Source organism: Fusibacter bizertensis (assembly GCF_029914245.1).
Taxonomy (GTDB): Bacteria; Bacillota; Clostridia; order Peptostreptococcales; family Acidaminobacteraceae; genus Fusibacter_C; species Fusibacter_C bizertensis.
Map to the genome: position 1 here is coordinate 279,264 of NZ_JARYZI010000004.1, position 18,197 is coordinate 297,460.

Sequence of the window (18,197 nt, forward strand, 5' to 3'; positions counted from 1 at the left end):
AATACGTCAAATTATAATGGCGTATTTTGTTTAGCCTTCCCATACCTAAATGGCACAGCTATAGTTCTGTTAAAAAATGCAATTATTGGTCCCATAAAGAAAGCCGTTACCAGAGTCCCCACCCCAACAGTTGCTCCAAGTAAAAAACCAGTTAAAGTACAAACTAAGTCAGTACCCATTCTACAATAATGGAACTTCGCTATTTTCTTTTCAGCCATGATCAGTGCAACTGCATCATATGTGGAAACACCAAGATCACCAGTAAAATAAAGTGCAGATCCAAAACTGATTACTAAAATTCCAATCATAAGTGCTATCCCCCTCACCAAAAGCAATGGTTCAGGTATCCAAACGTTAAAAAGCCATGATGAAAATTGGACCACGTAACCCAGTAAAAATATATTGATAACCGTTCCAAGTCCAATCTTTGATTTATCAATTAAAAATATACCTACTAACATCAATAAGTTCACAATCGTGTAAAAAGTACCATAGCCTAAAGTCGTATGACGCCATATACCATGAGCAAGTACTTGAAAAGGATCCATTCCAAACAGTGAGAAATTAAAGAGACCTACACTGAAACCAGAGATCAGTACACCAGCAACCGTCATAAATATGCGTCTTTGTTTTTCGTTCATACAGATATCTCCTCATCAATCCTATTACTTAATTATTTAGGTTTGCTATTAACAGACTAAACTCTAACCTGCTATTCATTTAATTTGTTTACGAAAAAAAGGTCCTATCAAAGAGCTGGTTACTCTGATCAAAGTTATAATCCCTAAAACAACAAGTAGAGATACATAGAAGTTTCGTCCTCCTAGGAAATCAAAAGACCATTGAAAGGTAATCATCATAATGCAGTAAAGAACAATTGTATTAGTAAAAGTCTTGGATACGCTAATAAAAGCATCTTTTTTATGTCCAAACATGACATCAAATAAGTTAAGCTCTTTATGGTCAAAACATTTGAGCCTTTCCTTTATTTCCTTATAGAAGATTGTAATCACAACCAAAGTTATAATCCCCAATCTTGTGATCAGGTGAATATATGCGGATACACCTTCCTTTGGAGTATCCACTCCTGTAAGCATCATTATACTGTTTACAATGGTCAACAAAGTAAAAGTAATCGCTATGGTCTCATATGGCGTAATCCTTTCAAAATACTCCCTGAGACTGAATTTTTCATTTTCATCAGAATTCCCTACTATGTAACGATTCAAAAGATATTCTGTTGATTTTAAAACACAAAAAAACAGTACATATATCACAACAACGTTTCGAATCATATCCCTATATGCATTAGGATGAACTTTCACAGTAGGACTAAGACTCAATAAGTAAAGACCAATCGAAACCATAATACATAAACCAATCATAATTAGAAAATGTTTAATGACCGATTTAAGTAGCTTATTTTTAGAGTTCATAATAACAGCTTCCTTTCTATGCATCTAACAGATTTGAACAGAAGAAAATGAATACCTATTGCCATCAAAATAGCCATCAAATTTGTAAGTTACTATATTTTACCATAAAAAAACTTCTCTAGTATATTTCTTTTATATATTGTGCACCATCATTTATAGCACAAATTTAAAGTATTATTGCAAAAAAAGCCTGAACTTAATGGAAATAAGTTCAGGTTCATCAATTATGCCTTTCTATTTGGATCATAAATTTCTATTAGTCTAACAATACCATATACAATAAGTGCATAAACGATCATGGCAATTATAGTCATTGGTTCTAAGACTGACGTGGTTTCGATCCCCTCTGTAACAGCTGATCTAAATATACCATTAAAAGGTGCTAAGAAAACACCAGTAACACTGTATATTATAGACACAAATCCACTCGATGGATTCGCTCCTAAAACCTTGAATATAAGTCTAAAAGCGAAAAGAACCTCTAAAAAGCCACATATATACCAAATCGTTTTTTTAACTTTGGATCTCTTTTCCATATACGCTCTATTGTCTTTCATTTTTCTCCCATTGAGTCAGGGATTTTGACACATCCCTTAACTTCACTTAATATTTCCTTTAATGCTATATTCCTAGCCCCTAATAACTCGAAACAATACTATTATAACTGCAATTACAAGAAGTACATGAATTAGACCACCGATGGTTTTTGCTGTTACAACACCAAGTAGCCATAAAACAACTAAAACAATAACTATTCCCCACATAATATTAAATCCTTTCATCTACAATCTGATGCATAATGAAGCACAAAAAAGCCACCTTAAATAAAGTGGCATTAGTATCAAATATTTAGTTCAAAAGTACCGGTCATCGGTTGCACTCCTACTTCAGTATGCGCTTATTTCTACATTATGTCAACTCGCTGAAAATTCATACCTCCAAGATTGACAAAACCCCTGAGTTCTAAATTGAACTCAGGGGTTAGTAGTAATATATCATTTTCTTTGCTAAAAGCAATTCTGATACTTACCATAACATATAGATTTATATGCTAATAAATACTTTGTATAAACCTTTTTAAATTTTCATCCTTTGGTGCTTCAAAGATTTCTTCTGGTGTTCCCATCTCTGCGATTTGACCTTCACTTACAAATATAACGCGATCTGAAACCTCTCTTGCAAATCCCATCTCGTGGGTTACTATAAGCATGGTCATCCCTTCTTTTGCAAGTTGTTGAATAACTTGGAGCACTTCACCTACAAGCTCTGGATCAAGTGCTGATGTCGGTTCATCAAATAGCATAATGTCTGGATTCATCGCAAGCGCTCTCGCAATGGCAACACGTTGTTTCTGACCCCCAGAGAGCATAGCCGGATAAACGTCTGCTTTATCTTCAAGACCGACTTTCTCAAGTAACTTTATGCCTTGATTTTTTGCTTCATCCTTTGCAGTATGCTTGACAACACGTGGTCCTAATGTAATATTATCAATGATTTTCTTATGTGGAAAAAGGTAAAAATGCTGAAACACCATACCTATGCGTTCTCGTAATTTAGTAAAATCGCGTTTAACTTTTTTGCCTTCAAATACGATGTCACCTTTGTTTTTTCTTTCAAGTCCATTAATACATCTTAAAAGCGTACTTTTACCAGATCCACTACCGCCTATGATACTTATAACTTCTCCCTCATAGACGTCGAGATCAATACCTTTTAGGACTTCTAACTCTCCAAAATATTTGTGCAAATTGTTGATTTTTAGGATTACTTTATCGTTCATTAACCTTCAACCTCCTCTCAATTTTTCGTAGGCCAAGACTGAGGAATGTGATAATAACATAGTAATAACATCCTGCTACAAATAGAATTGGAAACGGATTATATGTTGCGGCGACAAATTGTCGCGCTATAAGCATTGTTTCTGTAATCGTGATGACACTCGCAAGAGACGAGTCTTTCACAGCAATGATGAACTGATTTCCTAGAGCTGGTATTGCTTGCTTAACCGCTTGTGGCAGTATAATGTAATAAAATATCTGAAAACGATTTAATCCAATCGCTTTTCCTGCTTCTTCTTGCCCATAGTGAACTGCATTGATTGCACCTCTAAAAATCTCACTAATATAGGCCCCACTATGAAATGCCAAACCAATTACAGCGGAAGTAAAACTATCAAATTCAAGTCCCAGTTTTGGTAAGCCAAAATAGATAAAATAAAGTTGTAATAGTAGTGGCGTACCTCTTACGATTGAGATATATACATTTGTAATTGCCTCCAGCACTTTAAGTCTCGTGAGTTTCAGTAACATCACTAGCAAGCCAAAGACCGTTCCAAGTAAAATTGATAAAAAAGACAACTGAAGCGTCAAACCGACTGCAGGCAAAAATTTAGGTGCAAATTTTATAGCAACCTCGAAAAAGGCAACTATACTATCTATAAACGTCATCATATATGCCTTCCTATCGCTCTAATATGTTCACACCAAACCATTTTTCGCTAATTTCTTGGTATGTTCCATTTTCAACAATAGTTGCAAGTGCTTCGTTAAGTTTTTCCAGTAAAGTGGTATCTTCTTTTCTGACTGCTATACCTATCTCTTCAGCGTAAAGCATCTCACCAGCTGGTACAATGTCTATTCCATATTTATCAGGTGCTTGTAAACCAACGAATTTACCTGTAACAAGACCATCCATACGTCCTTGCTCAAGTGCCATGAAGTTATCTACATCACTCTCAAATTGCATAATATCAGCAACATTTTCTTTATCTTTAAGCATATCGTGGAACGTTGTACCTGTTACGACACCGACAACGCCGTTATCAAGATCATCCAAACTCGTTACTGCTGAACTCGTCGGTACAAAAAACTGTGCGCCATCATAGTAGTAAGGATCTGTAAAATTTACTTCTTTAAGTCTTGATTCGGTAATCGCCATACTTCCGATTATGGTGTCAAAGCGGTTACTTGTAATTCCACCGATAATACCATCCCACGCTGTGGTAATTGGAACGGCTTTTACACCCATCTCTTTAGCAAGTGCATTTGCAATATCGATATCAAAACCTGCAAGTTCTCCATCTTCATCGATAAAATTAAAAGGTGGGTAAGCTCCTGTCATGGCAAATGTCATTTCTCCTGAAGACTGTATCTTCTCATAAGTAGTCTCATCTGAAGATTGGCAGCCAAATAAAGTGAACACCATTACTGACAACATAATTCCTATCACTATTTTTTTCATCACTCTTTTACTCTTTTGTTCCGTCTTCATTGTTTTCATATTTCCTCCTTGATAAAATTTAATAATTGCATATACCGGCATCTTTATTCAAAGCTACCGTGCAAATAAACAAAAAAGGCACTCTAGCTCTATTTGATTTCCAAATAGAGTTAGAGTGCCTAAATTTCGCATTATGCTCATTTTATGCCACCACAGGTAGCATAGGTCATGACGTTATCGTCCTAACCAGACCCCAGTTCTAAAAACACATTTTTCAGTCGTAATTTCATTTACCGAAAAGCTAATACCAATCCACTTAAATAGCGTATTTATACTCACAATTCAATTACTCAAACAACATACTTCACTTATTTTTGACCGTATTTATTTGACAATTTTAACACATATTGTACATATAGTCAATTTTTATGCACCGAACTGCATATTATGCAGCTGGAAATACTTTGTTTTCAATCATACCCAACGCTCATTTCATTTTCATTCAAATATATTTGTCCGTTGGGTTTTACAAGTACATATGACTTAAACTTGCTAAAACTGTTTTGAGGATACAATTCTCGTCTTCCGATTTTCAATCTATAATTGTACCATACACAATATAGTTCTAAGATGGGTTTGTTTATTTCACTATAAGCTAGTTGATATTTTTGAACATATGGATTATTCATAAACAAGAAAAACTTATTTGCAAAAATTTTATCCATTAATTCAAGTGTAATCATATTTTCTTCGAGTAAATAACCCATGATTTCAAAGAACATGATATAGTCACCCATTCTTCTTCCGTCATCCTCACTGATCGTTTGGTTTACATTATCACGGAAATTCTTGAGTAGCATATAAACATATGCAATCTCAGCATTGTTTGAGAAAGAATCATTTAACGAATAAATAAATTCTGCCTTTGAAATTTGATAATCCTTTCTGAGTTGATATAAAATTGAAAACACACCGAATACTGCTGTAATAATCGTAATTATTTCACCAAGTGAATCCCCTAAATATTGTTGTGTTAGAATAAGTATAACTATAACAACAACCACTGTAAAAGTCAAATTCACTATTCCACGATCTAATTTCATGACTACACCTCATTTATTATATTTTGTAGTGAAAGAATAACTTTGCTGCCACTAACTACTTTTCTATATAGATGATACTACAAATCCCCCCCTACCTACAAATCAAGTTCTCTAATCTACAGTTCACGCATTTTAAAGATTCAGAATTTTCAGCATGTTAAAATTTTGTTATAACCTGAAATGAAATTAGATGAAATTTCAGGTTTACGGGAGTTTGATTCAAAAAAAAATTTAGGAAAAGGGGCTAAAAAATGAAAAAAATTAACAAAAAAACGATAATTAGTATGATGATGATGTTATTATTAATGTTGACAGCTAATTTTACACTAGCTGATGTCACCACAAATGATGTTGATGCATCACTTGAAAAAATCCTTTATGAAAGGACCGAAAATCCAGAGGACTGGCTTAACTTCATAGAAAGCCAATCTAACGATGTTTTGGGAAAATGGTTACCACTTATGATTAAAAAATTAGCAACAAATGATGAGACACTTGCAAAAGATGTTGTGGATGTTACCTATACCACCGTTACAAATGGCTATGATTGGGGACCAGCAATTGACAAAGTAGTACTTGATATGGGTATGGCTGTGGACTCGAAGACAGTTAGTCGAGAGCATTTCAAAGTGAAGTCAATAAGAACTTTCAAGGATTTGGATTTTGCGACTTTCACATTTGCTGATGCGGCGACAGATCATGAAGTCACACGAGAAGTGATCAAGGCTTATACCTCTGATGCCACAGGCAATGCTATAACTGACGGATCTTTTATCACTTTAGAATTTGAAGTCGGTCCTGATATGGCAGAAAGCTCACCTTTTAACTACAATATTTTGTCTGGACGCAACGAATATGTTGAGACTTCATATGAAATATCAGTTGTTCCAGGTAGCAAAATAGCTAACTTAGAAGAAAAACAGCTGACATTTAAGCCTACAAGTATTAAAGATAAAACTGGTGATATTCAGCCATATAGCGACAAGTTCGTTCATAACCAAGACTTTGAATTAAACGGTGTCGCACTTAAATATGCAACTTTTACACCTAAGGAAAAAACAAATGAAAAAACACCTCTGCTTATATGGTTACATGGTGCTGGCGAAGGTGGCGTTGATACGACCATCGCAGTCCTCGGTAACAATGTCACAAATCTCATCAAGGAAGATACACAAGCTTACTTTGGTGATAACGGCGCTTATGTTCTCGTACCTCAAGCACCGACGATGTGGATGGATTTTAATGGTGAAAATGTCTATAACAACACCATCGCTGATAGCGATAGCCATTCTTTCTACGAAGAAGCATTGATGGCGCTTATTAAAGATTTTGTCGCTGAACAAGGGGATATTGATACTGATCGTATATATATCGGTGGCTGTTCTAATGGCGGCTACATGACAGTGAAAATGGTCATTGATCACCCTGAATATTTTGCTGCGGCATATCCAGCTGCTGAGGCGTATTTAGGTGATTGGCTGACAGAAGAAAGAATTAATACGATCAAAGATTTACCTATGTGGTTAACGCATGCTCAAAATGATCCAACCGTAAAAATCTCTGAAGGGGAAGTTGTAAACTTTACAAACTTCGTCCCTAAACTTGATGCTAAAGGAAATTTCATACCGCTTGACGATTCCTCAAATGCGCTATATAACCGATTAGTTGCTGCTGGCAATAAAAATGTACATTACAGTCTTTTCGATAAAGTTGTAGATACTTCTGGCAACTATTTTACAGCAGACGGAAAACCTTATGAATATATGGGACACTGGTCTTGGATATATACACTTAACAACGACTGCGTTATGACCATTGATGGTAATGAAATTACCCTCTTCCAGTGGTTAGCTGAACAATCAAGATAGATATAAATAAAATTTATGGATCTCTAAAAAAGAAACTGCTATAGATAAAATCTACAGCAGTTTTCTTATTTGGTCGATAGTCCATCACCATACTTAAATTGATATTCGTTTAAGCTATTATTTCGACTCATAAACACCATACCAGCTTGCTCACTTGTTTTTGGCCATGAAATCGGTAAAGTACCTGTGAATTTTTTGTTACCAAACAGTACGTCTGTTATGCCGAGGGCTTCAGTGCCTGGTAACCATGCCATAACAAAGCTATTCCACGTATCTAAATGGTCATCTATCAAAAGCGGACGACCTGAAATCATAAGTGTAATTACAGGCTTTGTAGTACCTGCTATCGCTTTTATTGCATCTAAATTTTCAGGCAGAGACAATGGTCCATCAAGTGCTAAATTCGCCGTGTCACCCATCATTTCAGCATAAGGTTTCTCCCCAATAGCTAGCACGATTACATCAGCTTCATCAGCAGTTTCTACCAACTTACCACCACCTGAAGTTAATACCGCCTCAAAAGCATCTTTGATACTCGTCCCGTTTTCAAATTTACTTAATCGATCACCTTGCCAGCTCAGTGTCCAACCGCCACATTGTATACCTACTGAATCACTTGCTGGTCCTGTTAAATACACCTTAATATTTGTCGCCAAAGGCAGTGTGCCATCATTTTTTAAAAGTACAAGTGATTCTGCTACTGCTTGTCTCGCCAGTTCCTGAGACTGCTCACCACCTAAAGGCTGTGCTGTAAATCTATCAAAAGGCTCAAAGAGGCCTACTTCGTATTTTAATGTGAGTATACGACTTACCGCTTCGTCCAATCTCGCTTCACTAATAGTGCCCTTATTTACATCAGCTATAATAGCTTCATAAACTTCTTTCCAGTTATAAGGTTGCATCAACATATCGACGCCTGCATTGATAGCCGATGCCACTTGTTCTTCTAGATTACCATCTAAAGCTGAAATAGCTTCCCAGTCGGATACCACAACACCTTTAAAATCAAGTTGCCCCCTTAATACATCTGTTAAAAGTTCTTTATGTGCATGCATTTTGACACCATTCACACTATTGAAAGAGGCCATAATTGTCTTTGTTCCCGCTTTGATCGCTTCTTCATAAGCAGGTAAGTATAGCTCAAGCAAATCATCATAGGATGCAGTTACATCCCCTCTATCAATTAGATTCTCACCTTCACCAGTACCAAAGGTTGTAAAGCCATCTCCAATATAGTGTTTCGTAGTTGCTGCAATGCCTTCACTTTGTAATCCCTTTACATAGTTTGAACCGAGTATTGCGACACGCTCGGTTGATTCGCTAAAACTTTCATAGCTTCTCCCCCAGCGAACATCTTGAACGATTGATACCGCTGGTGCAAAATTCCACTGTATGCCTGTCGCTTTTAAATCTTTTGCTACTGATTTACCAATTTCTAACATCAATTCTGGATCATTGGCAGCGCCTAGACCAATATTATGAGGGAAAATCACAGCGCCTTTGACGTTGTTGTGTCCATGAACCGCATCGATTCCATAGATGATTGGGATGCCACTTGAAGATGCTCTCGAAGCGTTTTGAAATTCATTTGACATACTCACCCAGCCTTCTGGTGTGTTATCTACTGGGGTGGAACCACCACCCGATAAAACTGAGCCAATATTGTACTGAGTAACTTCTGCTAAGCTGATACCACTGCGCTCAGCCTGGATTAACTGTCCTACTTTTTCCTCAAGTGTCATCTTTTCAATTGCTTTGTCAATGGAACCATATGATTCAACTGTAAGTTTTCCTCGGTCCAATGCATCTTCACTTTCATCGATTGGTTGAGAAGCACTACAACCAGTAATCACAAGTGATGTCAGTGTGAAAAGAACTAAAATTATCACTATTGTCTTATTCATAAACATCCTCTCAATATCCGATTTAAAATCAATAATAACGAAATCGATTTCGCATTTATTTTATCACGTTGGCATATTGAGAACAAGGGTTCCTTTAGCGTTATTGCTTTAGAACTAAATTTTTTACTTTATTTTCAAAAAGGAACTCAAAATATTTAACATCCTCGTTTTGAAAATGTCCCTCAACTACTGTTTCTAACAAAAATGTGAAAAACTCTACTGCAGTAACATCGCGCTGAATCGTTTTATTAAAAATTGCATTTGTTTTTTTCATTAATGCATCATGAATTCTTTTATGCTTTTCCACTTCAGGATAATTAATTTCTTTTAAAATTTTTATTTCATCTTCAAAATGTTGTTCCATTTCTCGAATAAGTTCTTCAACATTGCGAATGGTCTCATCAAATGAAGACGCCTCTAATGCACTTTCTACAATTATGTTACAGCGATCTAGTATGGCTTTGTGTTCGTCATCAATGATAGTACAACCTGAATTTGATGCGTCCTCCCAGTCCACTTTAACAAGTATGTTCTTCTCGAGATTATAGTCGCTTGCTGTCACTTTGTTTTTTCCGGTATTTTTTGAAACATACAGAGCCTTATCGGTTCTAAGAAACCAAGATTCAAGGTATTCATTGAGTTTCCACTGTGAATAGCCTATACTAGCTGTTACACCATAGGCTTTGTTGATCTTCAGCGTCTCAATTTCAGAGCGAATACGCTCAGCCACAAATTCAGCCCCAACTAAGTCCGTGTTCGGTAGAAGTAGAATAAATTCATCGCCTCCCCATCTTGAGAAAACATCTTCAACTCTGATGATAGATTTGACTACTGCAACTACTACTAATAAGACTTCATCACCAGCTGAATGTCCATGCGTATCATTTACATTTTTAAAGTGATCTAAGTCAAAATAGATCATGGCTATTGGATATTTTCTCCGCTTTACGTGACTAACCTCTTCTTTTAAACGAAAATTAAAATATTCTCTTGTATAAATTCCTGTAAAACGATCTAATATATAATTGCTTTCAAGTTCAATTTTATCAGTTAAAATTTGATTGTAGTTTTTCATCCAAAGATAAATACGCCATGCAATCAAGCTACTAATAACCGCGCATATACTCAAAATGAATAAGATCTGTCCAGTTTTGTTGTCCCATCCGCCAGCAGGTACAACGTATACATCCCAACCACCTAGCGAATCCTCAGTTCTGAATTTTAACGGTTTCATTTCTAGGACTTTACGATCTCCATGAATAATTTCTGCTTTGTTATCAGCAGTGGTTATCAAATACGCTACATCATAAATATCAGAAAACTTTTCCACAAACGTAAAAGCATTCTCAGCTTTTAATACGATACTGACCATTCCCCAATAAACATCATCCTTAAGTAATGGCATCCGAACGATAAAGGCAGTACCACCTTGAACTAAGTCAATGGGTCCAACAAAAAGCGTTTCCAAATTTTCTTTCACCCTTCTGACTTCTTCTGCTTGTCCTGGGACCTTTGATAAATCTGTGCCTATTGCACTTTCATTTCCCTCAAGTGGGTATATCCATCTGATCGTTGTATCAACAAATACACCTATATTTTTTATATCTTCTAGATGGTCTCTCAATAGATAATCCAAATAATTATAAATTTCGTCACCATCAAATGTATTTTTTAGCTGTATATAAGCAGCAAATCCAGATAAGAGACTCGCATTTTGATTTTTAAAATCCCTAATTTCATCGCTTAAACTATAATAAGAAACAGTTACTTTATTCTCATTATCTTCTTTGATTCTCATTGAATAGTTATATATAAACATTGAGCTGATAAACATCAACAGTACGAAAACAGCCATAGAAACAAGAATTACCAATCGTTTTCTGCTTATATTTTTTATTATTCCTTTGAGCATTATCTCACCTGGCCTTATTAGTCTTTGTCCACTTTTGAGTAAACTCTGTCAAAGTAGCTATAATTATTATACCCTTACATATAACAACCTTACCATAAATAGTGGTAAGGTTGTGTGATTGATGTTACTTTTTAATCTTTCTAAACAGATAATTCTCTGCCTTTACTTTATAGTTTGGCCCTTTCATGGTGCCTTTAACTTTTCCGATATCAATTGGCCTTTTTCTAGCGAACTGAAAATAGCAATCTAAATTTTTAGTTTCTATCTTGTTGTTAGAAACTATAACCCCAACAAAAGTGTAATCTTCATCAGAAAAAGCTAAAGTTGCATCACCATGGCTATCATTACAAAGTAAGATTCCTCCCGCCTTAAGATATCGCTTGGTCTCTTGACCAACGAATCCTGCAAATTGAGAAATAATCAAATCAACCGGTTCAATCTCCAAACTTTTTTTATAGTCGCTATCTATAAAATTCAACTTACATTCGCCATCATACTCTTTGTTTTCATCTATAAAACGATGAATCGCTTCCATTTCATTAAAAAATTTAACCGTTCCCTTAAAATTATCAATATAGGTCACATCTGGAATTACAAATGATGGCATGATATCGATATGGCTCCCGGGATATAAAGCCGATTTTATTTGAAATGCTTTAGCAACGCTTCTATAAAGAGCTACTCTGTTACCAATTGAATTTTTATAGGTATTGAATTCATTTACTATATTTATCATTTTAACCACCATCAAGGTTCTCATTTAATCAAAGTTGGACTCCTTTTCACTAGAATGCTATCTTGTTCTTTTACATCTAAAAGAAACTGGGTGACTTCTTTCCAGGCTTCTTTTGATTCTGGAATTAAGTCACCAGCCATTTGAAAATCATGGAACATTCCCTCGTAGATATGTAGCCATACTATTGCACCATCTTTTTGAGCTTTTTCTGCTACGCGTACTGAGTCAGAAAGTAGCATTTCATCACTACCAACCTGTATTAATATCGGGGGAAAATCGCTATAATCACCAAATAAAGGCGACACATAAGGTGTAAATTTACTTGCTCGGCCCAAATAATCTCTATTGTACAGTAGAGATTCTTTTGTATTGCCAAAAAGAGGGTCATTTTCGTAATTGAAATGATAGGATGCACCACTAGCAGTCATGTCTGTCCAAGGTGACATTGCAACTATTGCACATGGAAGTTTCCTTTTAAGGTGTTTTAAATAAAGGCAGACTGCTAAAGCAAGACCACCTCCTGCAGAATCACCAGCAATAACGATTTGGTCTTCATTATAACCCTGTTCAAGAAGCCAACTATAAGCATCTAGTGCATCTTCAAGTGCCGCAGGATATGGATGCTCTGGTGCCGTTCTATAATCTGGCATGAGCACCATCACATCTGGGATGCTTTCACAGTATTTAAGTGCCATTAATCGATGTTTGTTTTTTAGTTTTCCAACATAACCGCCACCATGTAAATAAAGAATTGCGCACTTCACTGTCACTTCTCTTTTACGCAATGTCTCCATTGTGAACTGAGCCTTTTCTATAGTTTCACTCTTATATATAGGGGGATAATACAACTTAAATATACTTTTATTCTTCAGTTTTTTTCCAATTTTCATTTTTGAACCGGCCAATTTATTTGACGCGATACTCGCAATCATACTTCGTGCTATTTTACCTTGTATGCTTGGTTCTTTAGCCATCTCTACCTCACGTGAAATCTTCTTTTAAGTTCGTTCGATGCGCGCTTACCACCGATTATAATTGTGCCGAGAAACAGTAAGATTGAATATGCAGTTGCAATATGACTTAAGTTTAGGTCAGTCAAAAATCCAAGCTTATTTAAAACAAATGGTAATGCACTCCAAATAATCGCGAAGAGTTCAATCATCATATAGCTTTGCCAATTTCTTATGTTGACAAACATGGCGACAATTATGCCCGTATTTAGAAGTATGATGGCCGATGGTAGGACATAGTTAAGAGACCAACCTCTAAAGCCCGTCAAAACATCTATTAAAACCACGCATAAAACCGCCAAGATCACCATTAGTAGACTCTTGGTTGTATATTCATATCCTTCCTTAAAAGTGATCTTGAGTGCCATAAACACATAGAAAAGAACTACACCAACTAGAACTGACCAATATGACTTTTCATATGTTCTATAGTTACAATAAGCGAGCATAGTTTCAACAACTATTGCTGAAAATGCGTAAATCCTAATCATAAGATCAATCCTTTTCGCGATTACCCTAACATTGGGATACAAATTTTCAGTAGTTTTAGTAATTTTAGTAGTTTCGGTTTTTTCAAGTACGCTTTGACATAAAGGACAAACCGCATGATCGTCTATGACATCGACTTTACACTGATTGCATCTACTCATCATACACCCCGTTACTCTCTATTGTGACATCAACACCAAGTTCGACAAATTTTCTAAAAAACCGCCTTTGAATGGCTGGCTTCACAAGAATTGAACTAAAGGTGTATGCAAGCGTTCCATTATATGAACAAACAATTCCTTTTAAGCTTTGCCCTTTTGATAAAGCGATAATCGCGTTGCACTTTTCAATATACGGCGCATACTCATCTTTAAAAACGACATTTCCAAGGTTTGAAATAGTGGTCGTATTGGCAAGTGAGGACTTCCGGTAAATATAATACATCGCAAGTTTTTTGATCTCAAGTGGCAGTACTTGTATCAACAAGTTTTTCTCATTAGAAACATTGTAAGAAACGATCTTCATTAAGTTATCTGGTGTAATTTGTTCTCTAAGGCTTTTTTTTACGATATCTAAAATCTCTTCAAATGTGTAGTTTTCTTTCTGGGCATGGAATTCTGATGAAACGACTGCGAAAAAATTCTTTGTTGTGATAGACTCAAAAAAACCTCTCAAATTAACAGGAACGGCAACTCTTATGGCTTTGTTGTCCTTCATCTCTTCATTGTGCTCCATATAGATGCTATAAGTAAACACCGCAACCAATAGCTCATTTATGGTAACGCCATAGCTTCTTGAGACAGCTTTGAGCTGATCTACTTGCATGTAGCCATGTATGATCCCAATTTCGTTCTTGGTGAGCTTTTGTCCTTTTATTAGAAAAGCTCTAGCTGAAACATAGGGCTTTGCTGCTTTTTTCTTAAAATTACTTAAAAAACTATCTTCTCGATTCATTGAGGTATCACTGCTCAGGGTATCGCCGTGGGTTTCTCTAAGTGATGGATGAACAAGTCTGAGGTATTGATATGTTAGTTCTTTTAAAAATGCAAGGCTTCCCATTCCATCAGATAGGACATGAAAGACTTCGAGATTAATTTTCTTTTTATAATAACTCACCCTAAATAAATAACTTTTATTTCTATGCGGCACGATAAACCTACATGGATAATAAGACTCTTCCTTGACAATAGGCGCTGGTTTGCCATTTTTCTCAAAGTAGTACCAGAACAAGCCCTGTCTTAAACGAACATTAAACCCTTTAAATTTAGGTAAGACAATTGAGAGCGCCTCTTGAAGTTTTTCAGGGATGACGTCCTCTTTAAGAACTACGCTGATCCTGTAGACATTTGACATACTCTCACCAGCGATTACCGGGAAAATATGTGCAGTATTATCCAGTTTATCCCACCAGATCTCAGCATCGTTATAAAAAGACTCTTTCTTTTTACGTCTCTCCTCTTTTCTAGTTTCTTTGTTAGGCATATTGATCAACCTTCCCGATTATAATATAAAACTCAACTCCAGTCACAAATCAATTGCGACTTCGATATAAAAAATCCCAGAAACTTCTCTTGGCGTTACTTTCTATGATAATAGATTTCGTCTTTTTATTGCAATTTTATTTTTGAGCGTTTGATGCTTTTCCTATTGTGCCCTTGTATAAATAATTATCTTTATGATACTTATTTATAATTATAAACGGGAATTTGCAAACCGTAAAGAAAACTAATATTCAAAATTGTTTATACCTTATCTATATTTCTATACGCTATGTATTATATAAATACATTGACAGAATCAGCCGAAACACTTAAAATTACACCTAATAAAAACCAAGGGGTGTAGGATGGAGAGAAAACTAGAAAAAAAATATGGACTTCCCACTGCTATTGCAATGGTGGTCGGTGTCGTAATCGGTTCAGGTGTATTCTTTAAAGCCGATGACGTTTTAACACTTACAAATGGTAACTTGATTTTAGCTTTACTCGCATGGGGGTTGGGTGCCTTTTCCATGATTTTTGGATCATTGGTATTTGCGGAGTTTGCTCAGAGAATAGAAAAATCAAATGGTATCGTAGATTACTCAGAAATGGCATATGGCAAACGCTTTGGTTATTTGGTCGGTTGGTTTAAGGGCGTGCTATATTATACGCCTCTCTCGGCAATTCTCGCTTGGGTGGCAGCCTTATACACGATGATATTAACAGGTAGTGATAATCCTTCAAATTCCCCAATGACCTGGGGCTTGGCGCTTATTTACCTTACTGTCATTTACCTAATCAACTGCTTGGCTCCTCTTTTAGCAGGTAAATTTCAAGTGGGCTCAACGGTGATTAAGCTTATTCCTCTAAGCTTGGTTGCGATTATCGGAACAATTTCAGGACTGCTCAATCACGTTACCTTCGACAACTTCTCTTCTGCAGTAAGTACCATCGGAACCTCCGGTGGCACTCTAGCAAACGCCGTTGTAGCAACTGCTTTTGCTTATGAAGGATGGATTGCTGCTGTGACGATCAACAGTGAAATAAAGGATTCGAAAAAAAATCTTCCTAAAGCACTTGTTTGGGGGTCATTTATCGTATTCGTGGTTTACGTCATGTACTTTTTAGGCATCGCATCGGTACTGCCAACTTCTGCGATTATTGCTCAAGGAGATGGCGCTATCGCTACTGCAACCACGCAGTTGTTTGGTTCTGTAGCGTCCACCATTTTAACCGTCTTTGTTATCATTTCTTGTCTAGGAACCCTGAACGGACTCGTTCTTTCTTGTATCCGTATCCCTTATTCTTTGGCGATTAGAAATCAAGGTCCCTTTCCAAAGAAGATTGCACTTGTCAATCCAAGGACAGGTATTCCAACTTATTCAGCTTTTTTCGCAGCTGCTCTTTCATTGCTCTATACCGCACTGTGGTACGCTAGCATAAACGAAACCTTCGGTAGATACATCGGACTCGATGAAATTCCAATCGTAATGATTTATGGCTTATATATCTTTTTATACATCTGGTATATTCGCACATTTGATGATCTTAGCTTTGGCAAACGCTATGTTGTGCCCATCTGTGCAATATTAGGCGCACTCGTTATCGTCTATGGCGGTATCACAAATCCGAGTATTGGACTTTATCTAATCGTCTCTCTTGCAGCGGTGGGATTAGGGATGTTATTCTATAGAGAGGAAACCACTAGCCAACCTCTTTTCAATGAAAGAGAACACTCAGATGACCTATAAAATGATTACAAGCAGAGACGATTGATAGTAAGACGATCAGCTTATTTGAATGGTTGGCTAATCAAAAAAAGAAACATAGAAAATCCCTCATGAAGACATGAGGGATTTGATTTTTACCAAGAAAGATTTTAACTTTGTCAAATCGATTAGAATTTATTAATCCATTGTATAAATGAACCAACGAAACTGTCTAAAAAGCCTTGAACATTTTCATTGCTTAATTTACCATTTTCATCTAAAGCATTCATGATATTACCTAGGTAAACTTCTGGTTGTGGTAACACAAACAAATTCAGGAATCCTAAGACTTGTTCTGCATCAACTGCTTTTACTTCATTTCTGAAAGCCACATATGCTTCAGGAGAATTTTCATCATAATCTTGATTATAGAGTGGTAGATTTGCAATATCGATAAATTTGAACTCAAAACCCTCTACAGGTTTAGATTCGATATAATCTGCAACTGATTGACTTTATTAAACATTCATTCCTCCCCGTGTAAATGAACTTTAATAACCACAAATTCGTAAGATTTAAAAAGTTTATACCCCAAACTTTTTTTTATAAATTTAATTTATATATTTAATTTATATATTTTTCACCTTATTAGTATTTATTATTTCAGCTAGTGCCATGTGCCGCCGTATTATCCTATGCATTTACGCAATATTTATAAAGCACCTTATATGTTTGAAGCACTTCGACCCCATCAAACATAAAAACGTCATACAAAGTCCTTAGTGCAAGCATTTTGTATGGCGTTCTATAGTGCTTATTAAGCTATCATTTTAATCCTAATATATCTTTTTTCATTCATTGTCAATAATGGTTGTCAGCGCTTTTCTAAGTATTATTCTTTCCTCATCTGAGAAAGGTTCCAAAAATTTTTGATTCATTTCTCGAACCACTGCTTCCACATCATCTTTCACTTCCATGGATTTTTCTGTTGGAGTAACAATGATAATCCTTCGATTATTTTCATCAATATGCCGATCAACAAGTCCACTCTTTTGCATCCTATCAAGAATTCCAGACACTGATGATGCTTCAAGACTCAAAATTTCTCTTATTTTAGAAGGGCTTAAATCACCATATTGCCAAAGACAATTTAAAACGCCATATTGAGATGGCGTCAAGCCATAATCTGATAATTGTTTCGCAAAATACTTAAATACGACATTCTGCGAAGCGCCCAATAAAAAATTGATACATTCTCTTACTTCCATACGGTCACCTCATTTTTTTCTATTGACAGTATATCATAAATTTGATAATATTTGAAGTAGAA

The 18,197-nt window shown here is 35.9% G+C and carries 18 protein-coding genes; 2 read left to right on the plus strand and 16 right to left on the minus strand.

The features are described 5' to 3' along the window. Nucleotides 1–11 precede the first annotated feature (11 nt). The 8 genes from QE109_RS08225 to QE109_RS08260 all read right to left on the minus strand — a co-directional run bounded on the left by QE109_RS08225 (nt 12) and on the right by QE109_RS08260 (nt 5,758). Entirely contained in the window at nt 12–641 is a 630-nt protein-coding gene (locus QE109_RS08225) for a YczE/YyaS/YitT family protein (RefSeq protein ID WP_281093959.1), read from the minus strand. Between the two features lie 75 nt (nt 642–716). Beyond that, nucleotides 717–1,460, minus strand: a complete 744-nt coding sequence (locus QE109_RS08230; RefSeq protein ID WP_281093960.1) for a hypothetical protein — start codon at nt 1,458–1,460, stop codon at nt 717–719. A 200-nt stretch (nt 1,461–1,660) separates the two neighbouring features. Further along, nucleotides 1,661–1,993 (minus strand): YggT family protein, encoded by a 333-nt coding sequence (locus tag QE109_RS08235; protein ID WP_281093961.1) that lies wholly within the window; start codon nt 1,991–1,993, stop codon nt 1,661–1,663. Nucleotides 1,994–2,065: 72 nt separating this feature from the next. After that, nucleotides 2,066–2,218, minus strand: coding sequence for a lmo0937 family membrane protein (locus QE109_RS08240; RefSeq protein ID WP_281093962.1), 153 nt, complete (start codon nt 2,216–2,218; stop codon nt 2,066–2,068). Between the two features lie 269 nt (nt 2,219–2,487). Further along, a complete protein-coding gene (locus tag QE109_RS08245) occupies nt 2,488–3,216 on the minus strand; it encodes an amino acid ABC transporter ATP-binding protein (protein ID WP_281093963.1) in 729 nt (242 codons plus the stop codon). After that, complete coding sequence (locus QE109_RS08250; protein ID WP_281093964.1) at nt 3,206–3,886, minus strand: amino acid ABC transporter permease; 681 nt, start codon at nt 3,884–3,886, stop codon at nt 3,206–3,208. Before QE109_RS08250 ends, QE109_RS08245 begins: the two co-directional genes overlap by 11 nt. Before the next feature lie 10 nt (nt 3,887–3,896). Further along, a complete protein-coding gene (locus QE109_RS08255) occupies nt 3,897–4,715 on the minus strand; it encodes a transporter substrate-binding domain-containing protein (RefSeq protein ID WP_281093965.1) in 819 nt (272 codons plus the stop codon). Nucleotides 4,716–5,125: 410 nt separating this feature from the next. Next, the gene (locus tag QE109_RS08260; protein ID WP_281093966.1) at nt 5,126–5,758 is read right to left on the minus strand and encodes a hypothetical protein; all 633 of its coding nucleotides are present in this window, start codon (nt 5,756–5,758) and stop codon (nt 5,126–5,128) included. A gap of 251 nt (nt 5,759–6,009) precedes the next feature. Between QE109_RS08260 and QE109_RS08265 the strand changes: the two genes are divergently transcribed. Further along, complete coding sequence (locus QE109_RS08265; RefSeq protein ID WP_281093967.1) at nt 6,010–7,626, plus strand: prolyl oligopeptidase family serine peptidase; 1,617 nt, start codon at nt 6,010–6,012, stop codon at nt 7,624–7,626. Nucleotides 7,627–7,691: 65 nt separating this feature from the next. Here QE109_RS08265 and QE109_RS08270 read toward each other — a convergent pair whose 3' ends face one another. The 6 genes from QE109_RS08270 to QE109_RS08295 all read right to left on the minus strand — a co-directional run bounded on the left by QE109_RS08270 (nt 7,692) and on the right by QE109_RS08295 (nt 15,159). Beyond that, nucleotides 7,692–9,530, minus strand: coding sequence for a glycoside hydrolase family 3 protein (locus QE109_RS08270; RefSeq protein WP_281093968.1), 1,839 nt, complete (start codon nt 9,528–9,530; stop codon nt 7,692–7,694). Nucleotides 9,531–9,630: 100 nt separating this feature from the next. Then, nucleotides 9,631–11,442: a diguanylate cyclase gene (locus tag QE109_RS08275; protein ID WP_281093969.1), complete on the minus strand. Its 1,812-nt coding sequence runs from the start codon at nt 11,440–11,442 to the stop codon at nt 9,631–9,633. A gap of 124 nt (nt 11,443–11,566) precedes the next feature. After that, nucleotides 11,567–12,178, minus strand: coding sequence for a hypothetical protein (locus QE109_RS08280; RefSeq protein ID WP_281093971.1), 612 nt, complete (start codon nt 12,176–12,178; stop codon nt 11,567–11,569). A gap of 20 nt (nt 12,179–12,198) precedes the next feature. Next, nucleotides 12,199–13,152 carry an alpha/beta hydrolase gene (locus tag QE109_RS08285; RefSeq protein ID WP_281093972.1) on the minus strand — a complete coding sequence of 318 codons (954 nt, stop codon included), beginning with the start codon at nt 13,150–13,152 and terminating at the stop codon, nt 12,199–12,201. A gap of 2 nt (nt 13,153–13,154) precedes the next feature. Continuing rightward, entirely contained in the window at nt 13,155–13,838 is a 684-nt protein-coding gene (locus QE109_RS08290; protein ID WP_281093973.1) for a DUF6320 domain-containing protein, read from the minus strand. Continuing rightward, entirely contained in the window at nt 13,831–15,159 is a 1,329-nt protein-coding gene (locus QE109_RS08295) for a hypothetical protein (RefSeq protein WP_281093974.1), read from the minus strand. The genes QE109_RS08290 and QE109_RS08295 overlap by 8 nt, the downstream gene beginning before the upstream one ends. 364 nt (nt 15,160–15,523) lie before the next feature. On the opposite strand from QE109_RS08295, the gene QE109_RS08300 reads away from it, so the two are divergent. After that, a complete protein-coding gene (locus QE109_RS08300; protein ID WP_281093975.1) occupies nt 15,524–16,909 on the plus strand; it encodes an APC family permease in 1,386 nt (461 codons plus the stop codon). A gap of 146 nt (nt 16,910–17,055) precedes the next feature. On the opposite strand, the gene QE109_RS08305 is transcribed toward QE109_RS08300, so the two are convergent. Together QE109_RS08305 and QE109_RS08310 are read right to left on the minus strand one after the other, a co-directional pair. Next, complete coding sequence (locus QE109_RS08305; RefSeq protein WP_281093976.1) at nt 17,056–17,259, minus strand: hypothetical protein; 204 nt, start codon at nt 17,257–17,259, stop codon at nt 17,056–17,058. Nucleotides 17,260–17,718: 459 nt separating this feature from the next. Next, the gene (locus QE109_RS08310; protein ID WP_281093977.1) at nt 17,719–18,135 is read right to left on the minus strand and encodes a MarR family winged helix-turn-helix transcriptional regulator; all 417 of its coding nucleotides are present in this window, start codon (nt 18,133–18,135) and stop codon (nt 17,719–17,721) included. Between the last annotated feature and the right edge of the window lie 62 nt (nt 18,136–18,197).